A 20,571-nucleotide genomic window follows, 5' to 3' on the forward strand; every position below is an offset into this window, starting at 1 on the left:
CCTTCCTCTAGGACTTCTTCCCGGCCTGGGATCGGGAAGAAGTGTGGCCCCGGCCCGCCGGCCTGTCGAGAACACCGTACGCCTCGGTGCCGCGACCACCCCGTGGGCCCGGGTGACAATGAGGCAACAAGGGAGGGACGGTACGACTGTGCAGTGGACCCTGGTCATCCCGCTCAAGCCGCTGGCCCGTGCCAAGAGCAGGCTCGCGGACACCGCGGCGGACGGCGTCCGCCCGTCGTTGGCCCTCGCCTTCGCCCAGGACACGGTGGCGGCCGCCCTGGCCTGCCAGTCGGTGAAGGATGTGGCGGTCGTCACGGACGACGCGCTGGCCGGGCGGGAGCTGTCGGCGCTGGGCGCGCGGATCGTCCCGGACACTCCGGCCGGCGGCCTGAACGCGGCGCTGCGGCACGGGGCGGCGGCCGTCCGGGCATCGCGTCCGGAAAGCCCCGTGGCAGCGCTGAACGCCGATCTCCCGGCCGTCCGCCCGCTGGAATTGGCTCGGGTCCTCGATGCGGCCGCGGAATTTCCGCGTGCTTTTCTGCCGGACGCCGCGACAATCGGCACCACCCTGCTGGCGGCGGTCCCCGGCCAGGAATTGGCGCCCGCATTCGGCCCGGATTCCCGCGCCCGGCACGCCGCCTCGGGCGCCGCGGAACTGCGCCTGGTGGGCGTGGACTCGGTCCGCCAGGACGTGGACACCGGCGCCGACCTGCGCGCCGCCCTCGCCCTGGGCGTGGGCCCCCGCACGGCCGCGGTGGCCGCCCGCCTGCTGATCCCGGACCAGTAGGCTGCGCTCATGCAGGCGACCGCATACACGTACGACCCCGAGACCCGCAGCGGTCAGGTACTCCTCGACGACGGAACGCCGGTGCCGTTCGACGGCAAGGCCTTCGAGGCGGGCGGCCTGCGCCTGCTGCGCCCCGGGCAGCGGGTGCGGATCGAGACCGAGGGATCGGGCGAAAGCCTTCGCGTGACCCTGGTGACCTTGCAAACATTCTGAAGCGCAAGCCCCCGTAAGGGGCGCGGGGAACTGCGCGACCGGCCCCCACCGGCCCGCACCCGAAACACAACGCAACTCGGCGTCTCAGACACACCGCGGGCCGGACTCCCCAAGGGAATCCGGCCCGTCGCGTGAGTATCCCGACCCCGCTGCCGAGCGGGCTCCGCCCTAGCGTGCGGCCGTCGTCTTCTTCGCCGTGGCCTTGCGCGCGGTCGACTTCTTCGCCGGCGCCTTCTTCGCGGTGACCTTCTTCGCCGGCGCCTTCTTCGCGGCCGTCTTCTTCGCCGTCGCCGTGGTCTTCTTGGCGGTGGTCTTGGCCGCGGTCTTCTTCGCGGTCGCGGGCGTGGTCTTCTTGGCCGTCGTCTTCTTGGCGGCAGCCGTGGTCTTCTTCGCCGTCGTCTTCTTCGCGGCAGCCGTGGTCTTCTTCGCCGCAGCCTTCTTGACCGTCGCCGAAGCGCCGCCGGTCAGGCTGCCCTTGGGCGCCTTCTTGACCGAGACCTCTCCGCCGCGCGGAAGCTTCTTGGAGCCGCTCACCAGGTCCTTGAAGCCCTGACCGGCGCGGAAACGCGGCACGGAGGTCTTCTTGACCCGAACCCGCTCGCCCGTCTGGGGGTTGCGGGCGTAACGGGCGGGGCGGTCCACCTTCTCGAAGGACCCGAAGCCGGTGACCGAGACCCGCTCACCCGCGACGACCGCGCGGACGATGGCGTCCAGGACATGGTCGACAGCCTCGGCGGCCTGCTGGCGGCCGCCCATCTTGTCGGCAATCGCTTCTACGAGCTGCGCCTTGTTCACGTCTTCCCCTTCGGAGACATCGCCAGAACGAATGTGTTCAAGCTTTTTCGCACGTTAGGCAGATATATACCGCAAATCAAACACGAAACGGGCTAATCACCCTTGTGCCGCAACGGACTCGGCCGGCTCGTACGGTCCGGTCAGCGGTCCTCTTCGGGGATTCGACCCGCGTCGAGGTCCGCGTTGAACCGTTCGAGCCGCCGCGCCGCGTCGGCGACGTCGTGTTTGGCCGCGGCCGTAATGACCAGCAGCTTCCGGGTCAGCGCCATCCGTACGCCCTCCGGGACTTGCAGTGCGCGCACTTTTGTGTGCGCTTCCTTGAGTTGGCCCGCGACCGCCGCATAGAGCTGGAGTTGGCCGTCGTGTTCCATGCACAGATTGTGCCATCTGGGGCGAGTTGTCGCCTGCGCAGGGTGCAACTGGCGCCTCAAATGGCCTTCCGGGCACTTGCGGAAGCCGCGGGCACAGCACTCACTTACCCCGACAACATCCGCCCTAACGTGGGAAGTTGGCAAGACCTGCGACAACGCGAGCGCCCGTTCGGGTGCAGACATGGCTGTACCCCCAATCGTGGCGATCGGGGGTACAGGCGGGGCGCTGCGGTGGCTGAAACCAGCCGTATTCAGATGTGGTGGATCCCGCCGCAGCGGATCCGGGTCAGACCTGGAGCGTCCGCGGCTTGTACGACGGCCGCTTGGCCTCATAGGCGGCGATGTCGGCCTCGTTCCGGAGGGTGATGGAGATGTCGTCCAGGCCGTTCAGCAGCCGCCAGCGGGAGTTCTCGTCCAGGTCGAAGGAGGTGGTGACGCCCTCGGCGCGGACCTCGCGGTTCTCCAGGTCGACGGTGATCTCGGCCTGCGGGTCGTTCTCCGAGAGCTCCTGCAGCGACTCCACGATCTTCTGGTCCAGGACCACCGTGAGCAGGCCGTTCTTCAGCGAGTTGCCCCGGAAGATGTCGGCGAAGCGGGAGGAGATCACGGCCTTGAAGCCGTAGTTCTGCAGCGCCCAGACGGCGTGCTCACGGGAGGAGCCGGTGCCGAAGTCGGGGCCGGCGACCAGGACGGTCGCGCCCTGCCGCTCGGGGCGGTTGAGGACGAAGTTCTCGTCCTTGCGCCAGGCCTCGAACAGACCGTCCTCGAAGCCGTCCCTGGTGACCTTCTTGAGCCAGTGAGCAGGGATGATCTGGTCGGTGTCGACGTTGGAGCGGCGCAGCGGGACGGCCCGGCCGGTGTGCGTGGTGAATGCTTCCATGGCTGATCAGACTCCAGCGGGCGTACGAACGTCGGACAGGTCGGCCGGGGAGGCCAGGTGGCCCAGGACGGCGGTCGCGGCCGCGACCTGCGGCGACACCAGGTGGGTACGGCCGCCCTTGCCCTGCCGCCCCTCGAAGTTGCGGTTGGAGGTGGACGCGGAGCGCTCGCCGGGGGCCAGCTGGTCGGGGTTCATGCCGAGGCACATCGAGCAGCCCGCGTGCCGCCATTCGGCGCCGGCCTCCTTGAAGACCACGTCCAGGCCCTCGGAGACGGCCTGCAGACCGACCCGCGCGGAGCCGGGGACGACCAGCATCCGTACGCCGTCGGCGACTTTGCGGTCCTTGAGGATCTCGGCGGCGGCGCGCAGGTCCTCGATCCGTCCGTTGGTGCAGGAGCCTACGAAGACGGTGTCCACGGTGATCGAGCGCAGCGGCTGGCCGGCCTCCAACCCCATGTACTCCAGGGCCTTTTCGGCGGCGAGGCGTTCCGAAGCGTCTTCGTACGAAGCCGGGTCGGGGACGTGTGCCGAAAGCGGCGCGCCCTGCCCCGGGTTGGTGCCCCAGGTGACGAACGGCGAGAGCGCGGCGGCGTCGATGTGCACCTCGGCGTCGAATTCGGCGTCCGCGTCCGTCTTCAGGGTCTTCCAGTACGCGACCGCCGCGTCCCACTCCTCGCCCTCGGGGGCGTGGGCACGGCCCTTGAGGTAGGCGAAGGTGGTCTCGTCGGGGGCGATCATGCCCGCACGGGCGCCGGCCTCGATCGACATGTTGCAGATGGTCATACGGGCCTCCATCGAGAGCTTCTCGATGGCGGAGCCGCGGTACTCCAGGATGTAGCCCTGGCCGCCGCCGGTACCGATCTTCGCGATGATCGCCAGGATCAGGTCCTTCGCGGTGACGCCCTCGGGCAGCTCGCCGTCGACCGTGATGGCCATGGTCTTCGGGCGGGCCAGCGGCAGCGTCTGGGTGGCCAGCACGTGCTCCACCTGGGAGGTGCCGATGCCGAAGGCGAGCGCGCCGAACGCGCCGTGCGTGGAGGTGTGGGAGTCACCGCAGACCACGGTCGTGCCGGGCTGGGTCAGGCCCAGCTGGGGGCCGACGACGTGTACGACGCCCTGCTCGACGTCGCCCAGCGGGTGCAGGCGCACCCCGAACTCGGCGCAGTTCTTGCGCAGCGTCTCCAGCTGGGCGCGGGAGACCGGGTCCGCGATGGGCTTGTCGATGTCGAGGGTCGGGGTGTTGTGGTCCTCGGTCGCGATGGTGAGGTCGAGGCGGCGCACCTGGCGGCCGTTCTGGCGCAGCCCGTCGAAGGCCTGCGGGCTGGTCACCTCGTGCAGCAGGTGCAGATCGATGAAGAGGAGGTCGGGCTCGCCCTCGGCGCGCCGGACGACGTGGTCGTCCCAGACCTTCTCCGCGAGTGTCCTACCCATCGCTTTCCCTCCGGCCGGCAGACGTGCACCGGCCCAACTAGAGATCTTGAGGAGGCGGCTGCCCGTGTTCCGGGCCCCTGAAGTCGTGGTTCCGGGCGTCCGCCGCCGGGCCCGTTGGTCTGCGGGCCACTGTGTGATTCCAGGGTGGCGCGTTCCACGGAAAATTGAACTTGCGTTTCACAGAGTGAGACGTGAGTATCGTTGCATGGACAACAGTAGCGGCGTCGGCGTGCTGGACAAGGCGGCCCTTGTCCTGAGCGCCCTGGAGTCCGGTCCGGCCACCCTCGCGGGTCTGGTCGGGGCCACCGGACTGGCACGACCCACGGCCCACCGGCTGGCCGTGGCCCTGGAACACCACCGCATGGTGGCACGCGACATGCAGGGCCGTTTCATTCTCGGCCCGCGACTCGCGGAGCTGGCCGCGGCGGCCGGCGAGGACCGCCTGCTCGCGACGGCGGGCCCGGTGCTGACGCACCTCCGTGACATCACCGGAGAGAGCGCACAGCTGTATCGCCGCCAGGGCGACATGCGGATCTGCGTGGCCGCCGCGGAACGCCTGTCCGGTCTGCGGGACACGGTCCCGGTCGGCTCGACCCTCACGATGAAGGCCGGCTCCTCGGCCCAGATCCTGATGGCCTGGGAGGAGCCGGAGCGGCTGCACCGCGGCCTCCAGGGCGCCCGCTTCACGGCGACGGCCCTGTCGGGTGTGCGCCGCCGTGGCTGGGCCCAGTCCATCGGCGAGCGGGAGCCGGGCGTGGCGTCGGTGTCGGCGCCGGTGCGGGGCCCTTCGAACCGGGTGGTGGCCGCCGTCTCCGTCTCCGGCCCCATCGAGCGCCTGACCCGGCACCCCGGCCGCATGCACGCCCAGGCCGTGATCGACGCGGCGGCCCGCCTCTCCGAGGCGCTTCGCCGTTCCGGCTGAGAGCCGACGCCCCCCTGGAGGAAGAGGCCGGCCTCAACGCCGCGGCAGGCCTCTTCCGACGGGTGTGCAACCCCCTAGGGGCGCTGGGGGCGCCCCCGGCCGGAGGCTGGGGGAGGAACTGCGCGACCAGCCACATGCTGCCCGCAGCCGCCCAGTGAGCGAAGCTCCCGCGGCGCAGAATGTGCCGCCACCGGCCGTCGGCCGTCCGCGACGCCGTCGTGGCTGGTCGCGCAGTTCCCCGCGCCCCTACGGGGCGCTCCGGTAAGCGAACCGGTCCTTCCCATAGCGCCCCCGGCGCTCCACGGGGACCGTCCCGCTCGCCGCGCCCAGGCCGAACTCGGGCATGTCGAAGTAGATCGACTCGTACCCGCCCTCGGGCGCCACGTACGTCTCGTGCCACAGGCCCACATGGCCGCGCAGCTTCCCCGCGCGCTCCTTGCGGTTCACGATGCTCCACATCCCGTGGTGGACCATGTCCGGCGAACTCGCGTACGCGTACAGCTTCTCCTTCGACTCCCAGTACTGGACGACGTAGTACGTCCGCGGCGACGCCGTCAGCAGGACGCGGCCGAGCAGCCCCCGTCCGGGGTCCCGCGCCAGCTCCTTCAGCATGCGGAACATCGACAGCATGACCGGGAGCCACTGGTGGACCGCCCGGAAGTGGTTGATGCGCATGCCGATGAGCAGAACCACGGCGTCACCCTCGCGGGCAGCGGTCGTACGGCCCCGAATCAGTTTGGCGGACATGAGGAACGGCACCCCCGGAAGCCTGTCGGATAGCGGCACTATCCTTCTGTCGATGCTTGGATAGTGGCACTTACCAAGGAGGCGCGCAAGACATGCGGCTTGCCCAGTTGAGCGAGCGCAGCGGGGTGTCCGCCGCGACGATCAAGTACTACCTGCGCGAGGGGCTGTTGCCGCCGGGCCGGCAGGTCAACGCCACGACCTCCGAGTACGACGAGGGGCACCTGCGGCGGCTGCGGCTGGTGCGGGCGATGATCCAGGTGGGACGGGTCCCCGTGGCGACGGTCCGCGAGGTGCTCGGGCATGTCGACGACGACTCGCTGGGCCGCACGATCCGGGTGGGCGCCGCACTGTGGGCGCTGCCGCAGCTGCCGGAGCCGGACGAGGACGACGAGTACGTGCGGGGCGCGCACCGGGAGGCCGACGCCCTGCTGGAGACTCTCGGCTGGGACAACGCGAAGCAGCTGACGACGATCTCGCCTGCGTACCGGCAGCTGGTGGTGGCACTGGCTGCGTTCCGTCGGCTCGGCTACGACTGGGGCGCCGAACTCCTCGTACCGCACGCGAAGTTGATGTACCAGGCGGCCGTCGCCGACCTGGACTTCCTGGAGACGCGTCCGTCGGAGGAGGAGAAGGTGGAGGCCGCGGTGGCCAGCGCGGTGCTGGTGGAGCCGATGCTCCAGGCGCTGCACCGGCTGGCCCAGGAGGAGGAGTCGGCCCGGCGCTACGGCTTCGAGTAGGGCGCCGCCCGCACAGGCAGAAGGCCCCCCGCCAAAACGGAGAGCCTTCTTCAACGTACCCCCGACCGGATTCGAACCGGCGCTACCGCCTTGAGAGGGCGGCGTGCTAGGCCGCTACACAACGGGGGCGTGGATCTTACGAGCGTTTGAAACTGCACCGCCGCAGATCCGAGCTGGTCTACCTGGACTCGAACCAAGACTAACTGAACCAGAATCAGTCGTGCTGCCAATTACACCATAGACCAATGATGGTTTAGACCAGTTCGTACCCCCGACCGGATTCGAACCGGCGCTACCGCCTTGAGAGGGCGGCGTGCTAGGCCGCTACACAACGGGGGCCCTAGCGATCATCCGTGGAAGATCTCCGTACCCCCGACCGGATTCGAACCGGCGCTACTGCCTTGAGAGGGCAGCGTGCTAGGCCGCTACACAACGGGGGCTTTGCAGATGAGCTCTGCGAGCTGGCCTACCTGGACTCGAACCAAGACTAACTGAACCAGAATCAGTCGTGCTGCCAATTACACCATAGGCCACTGGAACGCAAGCCCCTGAGGGGATCTTGTTCTAGTTTCGCGCCTCCGGTTCCGGCCTTTCGGCCCGCTCCCCGGCGGCGCAGGAAGAACATTACCTGAAGGTGGACGGGGCTCCAAAACGGGTATCGGCGCGGAGGATCGCGGGCAGTTCGGCGAGGGAGGCGATCCGGTGCGGGCCGCCGGGGGCGTCGGCCCTGGTGGCCGGGCCGCCGGACGGTCCGCGGCGGTCGATCCACACCGACAGCAGCCCGGCGTCGGCGGCGCCGCGCCCGTCGATCTCCGGGTGGTCCCCGACGTACGCGACCTCGTGCGGGGCGAGTGCCAGGGCCTCGCAGGCCGCCAGGAAGGCAGCGGCGGCGGGCTTGGACACGCCCAGTTCGGCGGCGCACAGGACGGCCTCGAAGCGCTCGTGCACGCCGAGCGTGCGCAGCTTGCGGTCCTGGACGTGCCGGCTGGAGTTGGACAGCACGGCATGCCGGTAACCGGCCGCGAGGGCGTCCAGGGCCGGCAGGACGTCCGGGAAGAGGGCCCAGACGGCCTCGTAGTGCGTCAGGTAGCGGCTGAACCAGTCGTCGGCCTGCACGTCGGTCAGCTCCGTGCCGAGGAAGACCCGCACCCGGTCGCGGCGCTGGTCCTCGAAGGAGAGCTCACCCGCCGAGAACCGCGCCCACTGCTGGTCGGTGATCTCCCGCCACCGCACCAGCGCCGCCTCCGCACTCCCCCACCCCGCGAGCAGCCCCTCCGCCGCGAGGTGCGCCCGCATCCCCTCACGGTCGGCGGTGGTGTAGTCGAAAAGGGTGTCGTCGACGTCCCAGACCACGGCTCTGATGCTCATGGCTCCGACGGTAGCGCGGCCCGGCACCTGATCGACAAGGCCGCCGCCGTCTCAGCCGAACGCCCGAGGGGCGGCCCCCGGAGTCACCGGGTGCCGCCCCTCGCGCATGTCCGGGCGTTACGCCGTTAGCTTGGCCAGGGCCGCGTCGATCCGGGCCAGAGTCTTCTCCTTGCCCAGGATCTCCAGGGACTCGAAGAGGGGCAGGCCGACCGTGCGGCCGGTGACGGCGACGCGGACCGGGGCCTGGGCCTTGCCGAGCTTGAGGCCGTGCGCCTCGCCGGCGGCCAGGACGGCCTCCTTCAGGGACTCGGGGGAGGTCCAGTCGGCCGACTCCAGCTTCTCGCGGGCCGTGGCGAGGAGGGCGTCGCTGCCCTCCTTCATCGCCTTGGTCCAGGACGCCTCGTCCTCGACCGGCTCGGGAAGGAACAGGAAGTCGACGTTCTCGGTGATCTCCGAGAGGACCTTCAGGCGGGTCTGGGCGTGCGGGGCGATCGCCTCCCACTTCGCCTCGTCGAAGTCCTCCGGCGCCCAGGGGGCGAAGGGGGCCCGCAGCCAGGGGGCGCAGCGCTCCGTGAAGTCCTTCACGTCCAGCATGCGGATGTGGTCGGCGTTGATCGCCTCGCACTTCTTCAGGTCGAAGCGGGCCGGGTTGGGGTTCACGTCGGAGATGTCGAAGGCCGCGACCATCTCCTCGACCGAGAAGATGTCCTGGTCCGCGGAGAGCGACCAGCCCAGCAGGGAGAGGTAGTTGAGCAGGCCCTCGGGCAGGAAGCCGCGCTCCCGGTAGAGGTTGAGGGAGGACTGCGGGTCGCGCTTCGAGAGCTTCTTGTTGCCCTCGCCCATGACGTAGGGGAGGTGGCCGAAGGCCGGGATCTGCCGGGCGATGCCGAGGTCGATCAGCGCCCTGTAGAGGGCGATCTGGCGCGGGGTGGAGGAGAGCAGGTCCTCGCCGCGCAGGACGTGGGTGATCTCCATCAGGGCGTCGTCGACTGGGTTGACCAGCGTGTACAGCGGGGCGCCGTTGGCGCGGACGATGCCGTAGTCCGGGACGTTCTCCGGGGTGAAGGTCAGCTCGCCGCGGACCAGGTCGGTGAAGGTGATCGTCTCGTCGGGCATCCGGAAGCGGACGATGGGAGTCCGGCCCTGGGCCTTGTACTCCGCCACCTGCTCCTCGGTCAGGTCGCGGCAGTGGCCGTCGTAGCCGGACGGCTTGCCGGCGGCGCGGGCGGCCTCGCGGCGGCTGTCCAGCTCCTCCTGGGAGCAGTAGCAGTGGTAGGCGTGGCCGGCCTCGAGGAGCCTGGCGGCGACGTCGGCGTAGAGGTCCATGCGCTGCGACTGGCGGTACGGCGCGTGCGGGCCGCCGACCTCGGGGCCCTCGTCCCAGTCGAAGCCCAGCCAGCGCATCGCGTCGAGCAGCTGGGTGTACGACTCCTCGGAGTCGCGGGCCGCGTCGGTGTCCTCGATGCGGAAGACCAGCGTGCCCTGGTGGTGCCGGGCGAACGCCCAGTTGAACAAGGCGGTGCGGACTAGGCCCACGTGGGGGTTACCGGTGGGGGACGGACAGAAACGAACGCGAACGGGAGTGCCGGGTGCGCTAGCCACGCTTGACAACCTTGTTGGTGAGAGTGCCGATGCCTTCGATGGTGACGGCGACCTCGTCGCCGACGCTGAGGGGGCCGACCCCTGCCGGGGTGCCGGTGAGGATGACGTCGCCGGGGAGCAGCGTCATGGCCTCGGTGATGTTGACGATCAGGTCCGCGATGGAGTGGATCATCTCGCTCGTACGGCCGAGCTGGCGCTGTTCGCCGTTGACCGTGAGCTGGATCGTCAGGTCGGACGCGGTGGCGAGGTCCAGGTCCGTCTCCACCCAGGGGCCCAGCGGGCAGGAGGTGTCGAAGCCCTTGGCACGGGCCCACTGCTTCTCGCGCTTCTGGACGTCGCGGGCGGTGACGTCGTTGGCGCAGGTGTAGCCGAGGATGACGTCGGCCACGCGCTCGCGCGGGACCTCGCGGCACATGCGGCCGATGACCACGGCCAGTTCGGCCTCGTGGTGGAGGTCCTGGGAGAAGGACGGGTACTGGATGTCGTCGCCGGGGCCGATCACCGAGGTGGACGGCTTGAAGAAGGCGAAGGGGACGTCCGGGACCTCGTTGCCCAGCTCCTTCGCGTGCTCCGCGTAGTTGCGGCCGTAGGCGACGACCTTGTTGGGGAGCACCGGCGGGAGCAGGCGGACCTTGCTCAGCGGCACCTTCGTACCGGAGAGCTCGAAGTCCGCGAACGGAATGCCCTTGATGATGTCGAGGACGAGTTCGTCCTGCTTGTCGCCCTCGACGACGCCGAAGGCGACGTTCCCGTCGATGGAGAACCTGGCGATGCGCACGGGATCCTGGCGCCCCTCACTGAACCGGCTGGAGTCTGACGCTCCAGGCTAACGCGGTGAGGGGCGGCCGCCGGGGTACAACCCGGTCACCGGGTGGGTGAGTGATCGGCGGCCGGGGGCCGTACTACTCCGCGACCGAGGTCCCGGCGGGGATCTCCATGAGGATCGTGCGCCGGGGGTTGGCGGTCTGGGAGGGAAGGTCGAGGGTGTGCTCGGGAAGCTCGGGGGTCTGCAGTTCCTCGGCGTCCTTGAGGTGGGCGAGGGTGGTGCGCCGGGGGTTGGCTATGTTGCGGAACATCATCGTCGTCTTCACGGTTGTACTGGACCCCGTCGTGTGTGGGTTGGCAGAGACTTCCCTCTTGTAAAGCGCCAGGCTAAACATCGAATTCCCGGCCGAAGCCGTGAAGAGGCCCTGATCTCCATGTGAGTTTGCTCACGACCCGGGGGTCAAAGCGGTCATATCCGACTGACAAGTCACCGCAACGAAACGGACATTGGCGAACTGAACCTGTCATTCCGCTCCTGATCATGGCGACTGGGACACGGCCCGCGCACCGGTGACTGACAGGGATACGCCCTTTATGTACGCGATCGGCTTCCACATCTCGTAACGTGTCACTCACACGCTGTCACGGAGGTCACAGCTCGGTCCACGGCCCTTGTTGGAGATCCGGCACTGTGCTGGAATTCCACGGAACCGCCGCAGGATCGAGCCGGCGCGCAGGGGGCGCAACGCAGCGCCGAGTGGCGGCGAGACAGGGGGAGCCAGCGCCGGTCACACTCACGACCAACAGGGTGCGTATTCAGGGCGCTCCCCGTTCAACGCCGACACCGTGTCCTTCCGTTCCCGGAAGGGCGCCTGGTCCAGAGGTTGCGACGCTAGTGCAGGGACGTTTCAAGAGGGATGGCAGCGCTTCGGCGGAGCCGGAGGCGCACGGCGGGACCGACCGCGGTTCCTCGCCCCAGCACGCCCAGAACCCGGCCCCGGCCGGCGGCGGTGGTGACGGCGGTGAGCGCTCCGGGCGCCCCGCCACGTCTGCGTCCTCGGGGTCCGCGGGCCCCCAGCCGGCCGCGACCCCGACTCCGACGATCAAGCCCGCGCAGGGTCCCAGCAACCCGGGCTCGCGCATGGCCCTGCGCAACTGGCGTATCTCCACGCGCCTGGTGTCGCTGCTCGCCCTCCCCGTGGTGGCGGCGACGACGCTGGGCGCGGTGCGCATCAACGGCTCGCTCGACGACATCCAGCAGCTCGACAACATGCAGCTGCTGACGGACATGACCTCCCAGGCGACCGAGCTGGCCACCGCGCTCCAGACGGAGCGCGACAAGACCGCCGGTCCGCTGGCGCACGGCGGGTCGGTCTCGAGCGTCGCGGTCAAGGGGTACGAGGACCAGACCGACCGCGCCCGCGAGAACTTCCTCAACGCCTCCGAGTCGATCGACACCGCGAGCAAGAACGGACAGCTGCAGGGCGTCCGCGACAGCCTCGTCGGTCTGGCCGGCCAGCTGGACGACCTGGCGAAGATCCGCAAGGACGCCTATCAGCAGAAGGAGAACTCGACCCAGACGGTCGAGGCCTACCACCGGCTGATCACCCAGCTGATCGACCTCTCCCAGGACATGGCGCAGGCCTCCAGCAACCCGGAGATGATCCAGCGCACCCGCGCCCTGGCGGCGTTCTCCACCGCCAAGGAGTACGCGTCCGTGCAGCGCGCCGTCATCGCCGCGGCCCTGCCCGCCAACGGCACCAGCGCCGGCGACCTCTCCGAGAACGACCGCCTGTACGGCGAGTCCGCCCAGGCGAGCGAGACCTCCGAGCTGACGATCTTCCGGAAGATCTACTCCGGCAACGCGGCCGACCTGCTCAGCCCGATCGACGGCAACAACCCGACGATCGAGGCCGCCGACACCTACGCCAAGCGCGCGCTCGGCGCCGAGAACGGTCTGAACGAGCTCAGCAAGCGCTCGTACCTCGACTGGGTCGACGACAGCTCGACCAAGATCGACCAGATGAAGAAGATCGAGCACACCCTGCTCGAGGACATGCAGCAGAAGGCGCGCGAGCTGCGGGCCTCCTCCGAGCAGTCGGCGATCATCTCCGGTGCGCTGATCCTGCTCGTCCTCGGTGTGTCGCTGGTCGGCGCCTTCATCGTGGCCCGCTCCATGATCCGCTCGCTGCGCCGCCTCCAGGAGACCGCCACCAAGGTCGCCCAGGACCGCCTGCCCGAGCTGGTCAAGCAGCTCTCCGAGTCCGACCCGCAGGACGTCGACACGTCCGTGGAGTCGGTCGGTGTGCACTCCCGGGACGAGATCGGCCAGGTGGCCGCGGCCTTCGACGACGTGCACCGCGAGGCGGTCCGCCTCGCCGCCGAGCAGGCCCTCCTGCGGGGCAACGTCAACGCGATGTTCACCAACCTCTCGCGCCGCTCCCAGGGCCTCATCCAGCGTCAGCTCTCGCTCATCTCCGAACTGGAGTCCCGCGAGGCCGACCCGGACCAGCTGTCCTCCCTCTTCAAGCTCGACCACCTCGCGACGCGTATGCGCCGTAACGGTGAGAACCTTCTCGTCCTCGCCGGTGAAGAGCCCGGCCGCCGCTGGACCCGCCCGGTCCCGCTGGTCGACGTGCTCCGCGCCGCCGCCTCCGAGGTGGAGCAGTACGAGCGCATCGAACTGGCCGCCGTGCCGACCACCGAAGTGGCCGGCCGCGTGGTCAACGACCTCGTGCACCTGCTCGCCGAGCTGCTCGAGAACGCCACCTCGTTCTCCTCGCCGCAGACCAAGGTCAAGGTCACCGGTCACGCGCTGCCCGACGGGCGGGTGCTGATCGAGATCCACGACACCGGTATCGGCCTCTCCCCCGAGGACCTCGCGGCGATCAACGAGCGGCTCGCCTCGCCGCCCACCGTGGACGTCTCGGTCTCCCGCCGCATGGGCCTCTTCGTGGTCGGTCGTCTGTCGCAGCGGCACGGCATCCGCATCCAGCTGCGCCCGTCCGACTCCGGTGGCACGACCGCGCTGGTCATGCTCCCGGTCGACGTCGCCCAGGGCGGCAAGAAGCCCGCTCCCGGCAAGCCCGGTGCCCCCGCTCAGTCCGGCGGTCCGGTCGCCGCGCAGGCCGCGGCCGGTGCGGCCGCCGCCCGCCGCGGAGGCGGCCAGGGCGGTGCCGGTGGTCCGCTCGGCGCGGGTGCTCCGGCCCCGGCGGTCGGCGGCGGTGCCGGTACGGCCGGCGGACGCGGCGGTGCCCTCGGCTCCGGCGCTCCCTCCGGCGGCGGCCAGCTCGGCGCCGGCGCGGGTCCGCGCGGCCAGGTCGGCACCGGCCAGGGTCCCCGGGCCGCGCTGCCCGGCGCGGGCCCGAACAGCGGCCGTCCCGGTACGCAGGGCGGCGGACGCGGCTCGCAGGGCCGGCCGAACGCGGGTGCCGGTGCCTTCGGCAACCAGGACGCGTTCGGCAACCCGCAGGACTTCGGTGGCCAGGACGCCTTCGGCAACCGCGGCCCGGTCCCGCCGCAGCGCTCCGCGAACTCCTCCGACCAGGGCCGTCAGCCCCAGCTGCCGCCGCGTGGCGGCCCGCGGGCCGAACTGCCCGGCGCCAACCCGCCGGCGGGCAGGCCCAGCTGGAGCGACGACAACGCCCAGCCGCCGCTGTCCCGTGCCTCGCTGGACACCCCGCGCGGTCACGACGAGCAGGACCCGGCCCACACCGCGCCGATGCCCCGCATCGACGACCGGCACGACCTCGGCGCCACCTCGCAGATGCCGGCGGTCCCGCAGGCTCCGTCGACCGGCGAGTTCCCGCGCCCGGACTTCAACGCGCCGAACGGCTCGCCGAACACGGGATCGTTCCCGCGGCCGGGTACGACCGGCCCGCAGGACACCGGCTCCTTCCCGCGCCCGAACGTGAACGGCCGGCACGACACCGGGTCGTTCCCGCGCCCGAACGTCAACGGCCAGCAGGACTCCGGTCAGTTCGTGCGCTCCGACGTCTTCGGTACGCCGGCCGCGCCGCAGAACGGCTCGCGGAACCCCGGGCAGTTCGCCGCCCCGCAGGCCTACGACAACGGCTCCACCGGCCAGTTCGCCACGCCGTCCTACGACGGCAGCTCGACCGGTCAGCACTCCCTGCCGGGCCGGCAGAACGGCTACCCGGGCAACGGCCAGAACGGCAACGGCCAGAACGGCAACGGGCAGTACGGCACCGGGCAGTTCGAGCGTCCGGGGTCCGACGGCCGCGGCCTCGACTACGGTGCGCCGCAGCGCCCGCCCGTGCCGCCGGCCCGCCAGGAGCCGGAGGCGCTGCCGCCGGCCACCGGTCCGGGTGACGGTCGTACCCCGCTGTACGACACCCTGGAGACCAACTGGTTCCACGGCGGCCAGCAGGAGCAGCAGCGCCCCCAGAGCAACGGCAACGGCTCGGCGGCGTCGGTTCCGCCGGTCCCGCCGGTGCCCGCCCAGCCGCCGGCCCCCGCGGCCGCGGCCCCCCAGCGTCCCGCCCAGGCAGCCTGGCGCACCTCCCCGAACGACGACCTCGTCCGGCAGGCGGAGCGTGTACGGCAGCCGGCGGCGGGCGGTGTCACCACCTCCGGTCTGCCGCGCCGGGTCCCCCGGGCGAACCTCGTCCCGGGCACGGCACAGCAGCAACAGCACCAAGCGGGTCCGCAGGTCTCGCGTTCGCCTGATGACGTTCGCGGTCGGCTGACCAATCTCCGTCGGGGTATCGCACAGGGTCGGCAGGCCGGCACCGGCCCGCAGACCGGCACCTTCCCGAGCCCCACTCACCAGCAGGAGCGTTAGTTGAGTCCGATGAGCCAGGCGGCACAGAACCTCAACTGGTTGATCACCAACTTTGTGGACAACACCCCAGGTGTGTCCCACACCGTCGTCGTGTCCGCCGACGGCCTCCTTCTGGCGATGTCCGAAGGCTTCCCACGCGACCGTGCCGACCAGCTGGCGGCCGTCGCGTCCGGGCTCACCTCGCTGACGGCCGGGGCCTCCCGGATCTTCGAGGGCGGCAACGTGGCGCAGACGGTCGTCGAGATGGAACGCGGCTTTCTCTTCCTGATGTCCATCTCCGACGGCTCGTCCCTCGCGGTCCTGGCCCACCCGGAGTGCGACATCGGCCTCGTCGGCTACGAGATGGCGCTCCTGGTCGACCGCGCGGGCGCGGTCCTCACGCCTGACCTGCGCGCTGAACTGCAAGGCAGTCTGCTCCACTGACAGCCCGGATCCAACCCGCCTCACCAAATCACCGTCCGGCCGCCACAATCCCCCCACCGGCCACGTCCGACGGCTAGCCCGACCGACTTGCTGTCCCGCCCGGAGGAACGATGACCCCGCCCACCGCCTCTCATGATCCGTACGCGGAGCCGTACGGGGACGAGGGCGACCAGCCGCTGGTACGTCCTTACGCGATGACCGGCGGCCGGACCCGGCCGCGCTACCAGCTCGCCATCGAGGCGCTGATCAGCACGACGGCCGACCCGGCAGCGCTCATGGGGCTGCTCCCGGAGCACCAGCGCATCTGCCACCTGTGCCGCGAGGTGAAGTCGGTGGCCGAGGTCTCGGCGCTGCTCGCCATGCCGCTCGGTGTGGCCCGGATCCTGGTGGCCGACCTCGCCGAGGCCGGCCTGGTCGCCATCCACCAGCCGGGCGGCGACGAGAACAACGGCGGCGCTCCTGACGTGACGCTGCTCGAAAGGGTGCTCAGTGGACTTCGCAAGCTCTGACGGAGGGCGGGCCACCACCTCCGCGAAGATCGTGGTGGCGGGCGGCTTCGGCGTCGGCAAGACCACGTTCGTGGGAGCGGTCTCCGAGATCAACCCGCTGCGCACGGAGGCCGTGATGACGTCCGCCTCGGCGGGCATCGACGACCTGACGCACACCGGGGACAAGACCACCACCACGGTGGCCATGGACTTCGGCCGTATCACCCTCGACCAGGACCTGATCCTGTACCTGTTCGGCACGCCCGGTCAGGACCGTTTCTGGTTCATGTGGGACGACCTGGTACGCGGTGCGATCGGCGCGGTGGTGCTCGTGGACACCCGGCGTCTGGCCGACTGCTTCCCGGCCGTGGACTACTTCGAGAACAGCGGTCTGCCGTTCGTCATCGCCCTCAACGGCTTCGACGGACACCAGCCCTACACACCCGAAGAGGTGCGCGAGGCGCTGCAGATCGGACCGGACGCGCCGATCATCACGACCGACGCCCGGCACCGCGCCGACGCGAAGAGCGCGCTGATCACGCTGGTCGAGCACGCCCTCATGGCCCGCCTGCGGTAGCGCCCCGGCGGTACCCAAGTCCGACGTCGTGTACGGCAGTTGTCGTATGGAAACCGGAGCCGACTGTGGCCTTTGACACGGTCGGCTCCGGTGTTCATAACGTTTCGGCAGAGGAATCCAGTGGTATCGCCACGCGTCGCGGTCGTGCGGTGCCGCTGCGCTCACAATGGCCCCGCCTTTTGGCGGGGCTCGCTCTTTATGACCGTTTTATCTGGGGCTTACATCCGTGCGCTCTGCCCCAATGGACTGTTTGGAAGTGCACCGGCCCCCGTGCTGGAATGCCTGAACTGCCCATTAGTCAAAGACGTACTCAGTAGTGGTCGATGACACACCGGGCTCTGAGAGACTGCGGCACGACGATAGGTGCCCGCCGCCGAGAGGTTGTTGGTCGAGTGAGGCGAAGCAAGAACGGTCCCGAGCCGTCGGCACGGGGCAACTTCACCCCGCCGCCGCGCGCTGCGGCGCCCACCCCTGTGCCAGCCGCGGAACCACCGGCCGCGCCCGCGAAGAGCGGCGGCCGTTTCTCCCCGCGGAACTGGCGAGTGCCGACCAGGCTGAACGCGATCCTGCTCATACCCGTGGCCGTCGGCCTGGTGATGGGCGGCTTCCAGGTGAAGAGCTCCATCGACACCTGGCAGGACGCCCGCGACGCGGAGAACACCGCGCGCCTGGTCCGTGCCGCCCTGACCTACGCCGACGCTCTCTACAACGAGCGTGACGTCAGCGCGGCCCCGCTGCTCCTGAACAAGAACAAGGCCACGGTCACGCAGGCCCGCGCCGCCACCGACAAGGCCGCCGACGCCTTCGACGCGGCCGCGCAGAACATGCCGCAGAAGCCGGGCCTCGAGCGCCGGCTGAAGCTGTTCCGCGAGGCCGAGCCCAACCTCACGAACCTGCGCGCCGCCTCGTACACCAGCAAGCTCTCCGGCGTGCAGACCGAAGAGGGGTACGTCGCGGTCGCCCACCCCCTGATGGAGTTCGCCAACGAACTCGGTCTGGGCACCGGAAACATCACCTCCTACGGCCGTACCGTCTACGCCATCTCGCTCACCAAGGCGGCCCTGTCGCTGGAGCGGTCGATCGGCATGCACCTGCTGGTCAAGCCCGGCCCGGACGCCGGCAACCTGGCCAGCCAGCGGGTCGCCCTCTCCTCGTACGCCTACCTGGAGGGCATCGCCGTCGAGGAGTACATCGGCGGTGGCACCGAGGCGGACGCGCAGAAGCTGACCGACCTCGAGAAGAAGATCAAGACGGACGGCGCGGCGCTGGTCCAGCAGGCCAAGGCCAAGGACCCGAACTACGTGGCCCCGCCGTCCAAGGACAACGCGATGGTCAACGCGCTGGCCACGCTGCAGGACACCAACGCGAGCACCCGCCAGGCGCTGGCCTCCCAGGGCATCACCGCCGAGAACTGGTGGACGGTCAACACCCTCAAGTACAACGCCTACCGCACGATCGAGTCGGACATGGCCGACAAGGCGGTGACCGAGGCCTCCGGCATCGCGGACAACGCGAAGACGGACGCGTTCATCACGGGTGCCGCGGTCATGGTCGCGCTGCTCGCCGCGTTCATCCTGGCCGGCATGGTGGCCCGCCAGATGTCCCGCTCGATGCGCCAGCTGCGCAACGCCGCCTTCGGCATCGCCGAGCAGCGCCTGCCGATGCTGGTCGACCAGCTCTCCCGTACCGACCCGGGCCGGGTCGACACCCGGGTGGCGCCGATCCCGATCACCTCGACCGACGAGATCGGCGAAGTCGCCCGCGCGTTCGACCAGGTCCACCGCGAGGCCGTGCGGCTCGCCGCCGAGCAGGCCCTGCTGCGGGGCAACATCAACGCGATCTTCACCAACCTCTCGCGCCGCAACCAGTCGCTGATCGAGGGCCAGCTGACCCTGATCACCGACCTGGAGAACAACGAGGCCGACCCGGACCAGCTGGAGAACCTCTTCAAGCTGGACCACCTCGCGACCCGTATGCGCCGCAACGGCGAGAACCTCCTGGTCCTCGCGGGCGAGGAGCCCGGCCGCCGCTGGGACCAGCCGGTCCCGCTGGTCGACGTGCTGCGCGCCGCCTCCTCCGAGGTGGAGCAGTACGAGCGCATCGAGCTCTCCGGCGTCCCGGAGGCCGAGATCCACGGCCGTGCGGTCACCGACCTCGTGCACCTGCTCGCCGAGCTCCTGGAGAACGCGACCACGTTCTCCTCGCCGCAGACCAAGGTCCGCGTCACCGCGACCCGGCTGCCCGACGGCCGCATCATGATCGAGATCCACGACAAGGGCATCGGTCTCACCGCCGAGGACTTCGCGGACATCAACCACAAGCTGGCCAACCCGCCGACCGTGGACGCCGCGATCTCCCAGCGCATGGGCCTGTTCGTGGTCGGCCGGCTCTCCGACCGGCACGGCATCCGGGTCCAGCTGCGCCCCTCCGGCGAGCAGGCCGGCACCACCTCGCTGGTCATGCTGCCGGACGCGATCACGCACGGCGGTGGCGGCGAACAGCAGCTGGACCGTGACGAGTTCACGGTGTCGCAGATCATCCCGGAGCAGCAGTTCCAGGCCGAGAACTTCAACCAGCCGCAGCTCCAGCCGATGCGTACGGCGGCCGAGCTCGGCTTCGACGACAGCCGCTACATCGAGGTCCCCGACGACATCCGCGACCTCGACCCCGTGGGCCGCTCGCTGATGCGCGAGGAGCGCCGCGCGGCCCTGGAGGCCCAGACGCAGCCTCCGCAGGCCCCGCAGGAGACCGCCGAGATCCCGGCGTACGCCGACGAGTTCGACAGCGGCCGGGCGGACTACGACCCGAGCGGTACGGGCTTCCAGGAGCAGCCCACGGGCTACGACGGGCGGCAGGCGTACCAGGAGCAGTCGCAGGGCACGTACGACGAGCAGTACTACGCGCCGAACGGCGGCCTGCCACAGAACGACACGTTCTCCCCCGACGCGTTCTCCGGCAACGGCGGTTACCCGGAGCCCGGTTATCAGGAGCCGGCCCAGGAGGAGCCCGCGGCCGCGCAGGCCGCCGCCGCAGACTCGTTCCCGGCCTTCGGCGAGCAGCCCTACCAGGACGACTGGCCGCAGCAGGGCGGTTACCAGAACGGCTACCCGGCCCAGTACGCTCCGCAGGCGGAATCGGCGCAGGCCGGTGACGTGGACGAGCGGAACCACGTAGGCTTCGACCGTCCGGGAACGGCCCCCTCCAACGGCCACCGGCTGACCGACGCCGGGCTGCCCCGCCGGGGCTCCGGCGGTGGCACGGGCGGCCCGAACGGCGCGGGTTCCGTGCAGCAGGCTCCGGCCGCGGCACCGGCGGCTGCGGCGCAGGCCGCACCGGCCCCGGCTTCCGAGCCGGCCGGCGACGACTCCTGGCGGTCGCAGAACGACGAGCGCTGGCAGCAGGCCTCGGCGCTGCGCAGGCCCAAGGCGGGCGGGGTCACCTCCTCCGGCCTGCCGAGGCGGGTGCCCAAGGCCAACCTGGTCGAGGGAGCCGCCGCGAGCACCCCCCAGGGAGGCCCACAGGTCTCCCGCGCCCCGGAGGACGTCCGGGGCAGGCTGAGCAACCTGCGTCGAGGCGTCCAGCGCGGGCGCAGCGCAGGCAGTGAAACGAACGGCCAGGGCTTCGGTCCTGACAGCACCTACAACCAGGAGCGTTAGTGTGA

General features: G+C 70.3%; 18 protein-coding genes and 5 tRNA genes. 9 read left to right on the top strand and 14 right to left on the bottom strand.

Annotated features, from left to right (window positions below; genetic code table 11):
* The first annotated feature begins 148 nt into the window (after positions 1 to 148).
* Both cofC and ACZ63F_RS29820 read left to right on the top strand, forming a co-directional pair.
* Positions 149 to 787 carry a 2-phospho-L-lactate guanylyltransferase gene (gene cofC / locus ACZ63F_RS29815; RefSeq protein ID WP_469715485.1) on the top strand — a complete coding sequence of 213 codons (639 nt, stop codon included), beginning with the start codon at positions 149 to 151 and terminating at the stop codon, positions 785 to 787.
* A 9-nt stretch (positions 788 to 796) separates the two neighbouring features.
* On the top strand, positions 797 to 1,000 hold the full coding sequence (locus ACZ63F_RS29820; protein ID WP_469715486.1) for a hypothetical protein: 204 nt from the start codon (positions 797 to 799) through the stop codon (positions 998 to 1,000).
* A 168-nt stretch (positions 1,001 to 1,168) separates the two neighbouring features.
* Here the strand turns inward: ACZ63F_RS29820 and ACZ63F_RS29825 are convergent, their stop codons facing one another.
* The 4 genes from ACZ63F_RS29825 to leuC form a co-directional block, all read right to left on the bottom strand.
* Positions 1,169 to 1,795: an HU family DNA-binding protein gene (locus tag ACZ63F_RS29825; protein WP_352363363.1), complete on the bottom strand. Its 627-nt coding sequence runs from the start codon at positions 1,793 to 1,795 to the stop codon at positions 1,169 to 1,171.
* A gap of 140 nt (positions 1,796 to 1,935) precedes the next feature.
* The gene (locus ACZ63F_RS29830; protein WP_181802287.1) at positions 1,936 to 2,166 is read right to left on the bottom strand and encodes an SCO5555 family protein; all 231 of its coding nucleotides are present in this window, start codon (positions 2,164 to 2,166) and stop codon (positions 1,936 to 1,938) included.
* Positions 2,167 to 2,452: 286 nt separating this feature from the next.
* Positions 2,453 to 3,046: a 3-isopropylmalate dehydratase small subunit gene (gene leuD / locus ACZ63F_RS29835; RefSeq protein WP_469715489.1), complete on the bottom strand. Its 594-nt coding sequence runs from the start codon at positions 3,044 to 3,046 to the stop codon at positions 2,453 to 2,455.
* Positions 3,047 to 3,052: 6 nt separating this feature from the next.
* Positions 3,053 to 4,477 carry a 3-isopropylmalate dehydratase large subunit gene (leuC, locus tag ACZ63F_RS29840; RefSeq protein ID WP_469715490.1) on the bottom strand — a complete coding sequence of 475 codons (1,425 nt, stop codon included), beginning with the start codon at positions 4,475 to 4,477 and terminating at the stop codon, positions 3,053 to 3,055.
* 205 nt (positions 4,478 to 4,682) lie between these two features.
* Here leuC and ndgR point away from each other — a divergent pair, with 205 nt between their 5' ends.
* Complete coding sequence (gene ndgR / locus ACZ63F_RS29845; protein ID WP_123973900.1) at positions 4,683 to 5,399, top strand: IclR family transcriptional regulator NdgR; 717 nt, start codon at positions 4,683 to 4,685, stop codon at positions 5,397 to 5,399.
* A 246-nt stretch (positions 5,400 to 5,645) separates the two neighbouring features.
* On the opposite strand, the gene ACZ63F_RS29850 is transcribed toward ndgR, so the two are convergent.
* Entirely contained in the window at positions 5,646 to 6,146 is a 501-nt protein-coding gene (locus ACZ63F_RS29850) for a DUF4188 domain-containing protein (protein WP_469715492.1), read from the bottom strand.
* Between the two features lie 92 nt (positions 6,147 to 6,238).
* On the opposite strand from ACZ63F_RS29850, the gene ACZ63F_RS29855 reads away from it, so the two are divergent.
* Complete coding sequence (locus ACZ63F_RS29855) at positions 6,239 to 6,883, top strand: MerR family transcriptional regulator (protein WP_469715494.1); 645 nt, start codon at positions 6,239 to 6,241, stop codon at positions 6,881 to 6,883.
* A gap of 56 nt (positions 6,884 to 6,939) precedes the next feature.
* Here the strand turns inward: ACZ63F_RS29855 and ACZ63F_RS29860 are convergent.
* From ACZ63F_RS29860 to ACZ63F_RS29900, 9 genes are all read right to left on the bottom strand, one after another.
* Positions 6,940 to 7,012, bottom strand: a tRNA-Glu gene (locus ACZ63F_RS29860).
* Positions 7,013 to 7,056: 44 nt separating this feature from the next.
* Positions 7,057 to 7,128 (bottom strand) — tRNA-Gln (locus tag ACZ63F_RS29865).
* 21 nt (positions 7,129 to 7,149) lie between these two features.
* A tRNA-Glu gene (locus ACZ63F_RS29870) sits at positions 7,150 to 7,222 on the bottom strand.
* Positions 7,223 to 7,250: 28 nt separating this feature from the next.
* Positions 7,251 to 7,323, bottom strand: a tRNA-Glu gene (locus ACZ63F_RS29875).
* A gap of 21 nt (positions 7,324 to 7,344) precedes the next feature.
* A tRNA-Gln gene (locus ACZ63F_RS29880) sits at positions 7,345 to 7,416 on the bottom strand.
* 91 nt (positions 7,417 to 7,507) lie between these two features.
* Entirely contained in the window at positions 7,508 to 8,251 is a 744-nt protein-coding gene (locus tag ACZ63F_RS29885; protein WP_469715496.1) for an HAD family hydrolase, read from the bottom strand.
* A gap of 117 nt (positions 8,252 to 8,368) precedes the next feature.
* Positions 8,369 to 9,853, bottom strand: a complete 1,485-nt coding sequence (gene gltX, locus ACZ63F_RS29890) for a glutamate--tRNA ligase (protein WP_469715499.1) — start codon at positions 9,851 to 9,853, stop codon at positions 8,369 to 8,371.
* Positions 9,846 to 10,631 (bottom strand): fumarylacetoacetate hydrolase family protein, encoded by a 786-nt coding sequence (locus ACZ63F_RS29895; RefSeq protein WP_469715502.1) that lies wholly within the window; start codon positions 10,629 to 10,631, stop codon positions 9,846 to 9,848. The genes gltX and ACZ63F_RS29895 overlap by 8 nt, the downstream gene beginning before the upstream one ends.
* Positions 10,632 to 10,755: 124 nt before the next feature.
* Entirely contained in the window at positions 10,756 to 10,944 is a 189-nt protein-coding gene (locus ACZ63F_RS29900; RefSeq protein ID WP_469715504.1) for a hypothetical protein, read from the bottom strand.
* Between the two features lie 569 nt (positions 10,945 to 11,513).
* On the opposite strand from ACZ63F_RS29900, the gene ACZ63F_RS29905 reads away from it, so the two are divergent.
* The 5 genes from ACZ63F_RS29905 (at position 11,514) to ACZ63F_RS29925 (ending at position 20,566) form a co-directional block, all read left to right on the top strand.
* The gene (locus tag ACZ63F_RS29905; RefSeq protein ID WP_469715506.1) at positions 11,514 to 15,422 is read left to right on the top strand and encodes a sensor histidine kinase; all 3,909 of its coding nucleotides are present in this window, start codon (positions 11,514 to 11,516) and stop codon (positions 15,420 to 15,422) included.
* Positions 15,423 to 15,431: 9 nt separating this feature from the next.
* Positions 15,432 to 15,845, top strand: coding sequence for a roadblock/LC7 domain-containing protein (locus tag ACZ63F_RS29910; protein WP_030382516.1), 414 nt, complete (start codon positions 15,432 to 15,434; stop codon positions 15,843 to 15,845).
* A gap of 110 nt (positions 15,846 to 15,955) precedes the next feature.
* A complete protein-coding gene (locus tag ACZ63F_RS29915) occupies positions 15,956 to 16,354 on the top strand; it encodes a DUF742 domain-containing protein (RefSeq protein WP_019058642.1) in 399 nt (132 codons plus the stop codon).
* On the top strand, positions 16,335 to 16,910 hold the full coding sequence (locus ACZ63F_RS29920; protein ID WP_046729249.1) for a GTP-binding protein: 576 nt from the start codon (positions 16,335 to 16,337) through the stop codon (positions 16,908 to 16,910). Before ACZ63F_RS29915 ends, ACZ63F_RS29920 begins: the two co-directional genes overlap by 20 nt.
* 392 nt (positions 16,911 to 17,302) lie before the next feature.
* A complete protein-coding gene (locus ACZ63F_RS29925; protein WP_469715508.1) occupies positions 17,303 to 20,566 on the top strand; it encodes a nitrate- and nitrite sensing domain-containing protein in 3,264 nt (1,087 codons plus the stop codon).
* Positions 20,567 to 20,571 lie beyond the last annotated feature (5 nt).

This window comes from Streptomyces sp. NPDC104761 (genome assembly GCF_055583445.1).

Excerpts from the sequence above, each read along its gene's own strand:
- ACZ63F_RS29910 (WP_030382516.1), top strand. The coding sequence starts at position 15,432 with ATGAGCCAGGCGGCACAGAACCTCAACTGGTTGATCACCAACTTTGTG.
- ndgR (WP_123973900.1), top strand. The coding sequence starts at position 4,683 with ATGGACAACAGTAGCGGCGTCGGCGTGCTGGACAAGGCGGCCCTTGTC.
- ACZ63F_RS29830 (WP_181802287.1), bottom strand. The coding sequence starts at position 2,166 with ATGGAACACGACGGCCAACTCCAGCTCTATGCGGCGGTCGCGGGCCAA.
- ACZ63F_RS29915 (WP_019058642.1), top strand. The coding sequence starts at position 15,956 with ATGACCCCGCCCACCGCCTCTCATGATCCGTACGCGGAGCCGTACGGG.
- ACZ63F_RS29885 (WP_469715496.1), bottom strand. The coding sequence starts at position 8,251 with ATGAGCATCAGAGCCGTGGTCTGGGACGTCGACGACACCCTTTTCGAC.
- ACZ63F_RS29855 (WP_469715494.1), top strand. The coding sequence starts at position 6,239 with ATGCGGCTTGCCCAGTTGAGCGAGCGCAGCGGGGTGTCCGCCGCGACG.
- ACZ63F_RS29850 (WP_469715492.1), bottom strand. The coding sequence starts at position 6,146 with ATGTCCGCCAAACTGATTCGGGGCCGTACGACCGCTGCCCGCGAGGGT.
- leuC (WP_469715490.1), bottom strand. The coding sequence starts at position 4,477 with ATGGGTAGGACACTCGCGGAGAAGGTCTGGGACGACCACGTCGTCCGG.
- leuD (WP_469715489.1), bottom strand. The coding sequence starts at position 3,046 with ATGGAAGCATTCACCACGCACACCGGCCGGGCCGTCCCGCTGCGCCGC.
- ACZ63F_RS29820 (WP_469715486.1), top strand. The coding sequence starts at position 797 with ATGCAGGCGACCGCATACACGTACGACCCCGAGACCCGCAGCGGTCAG.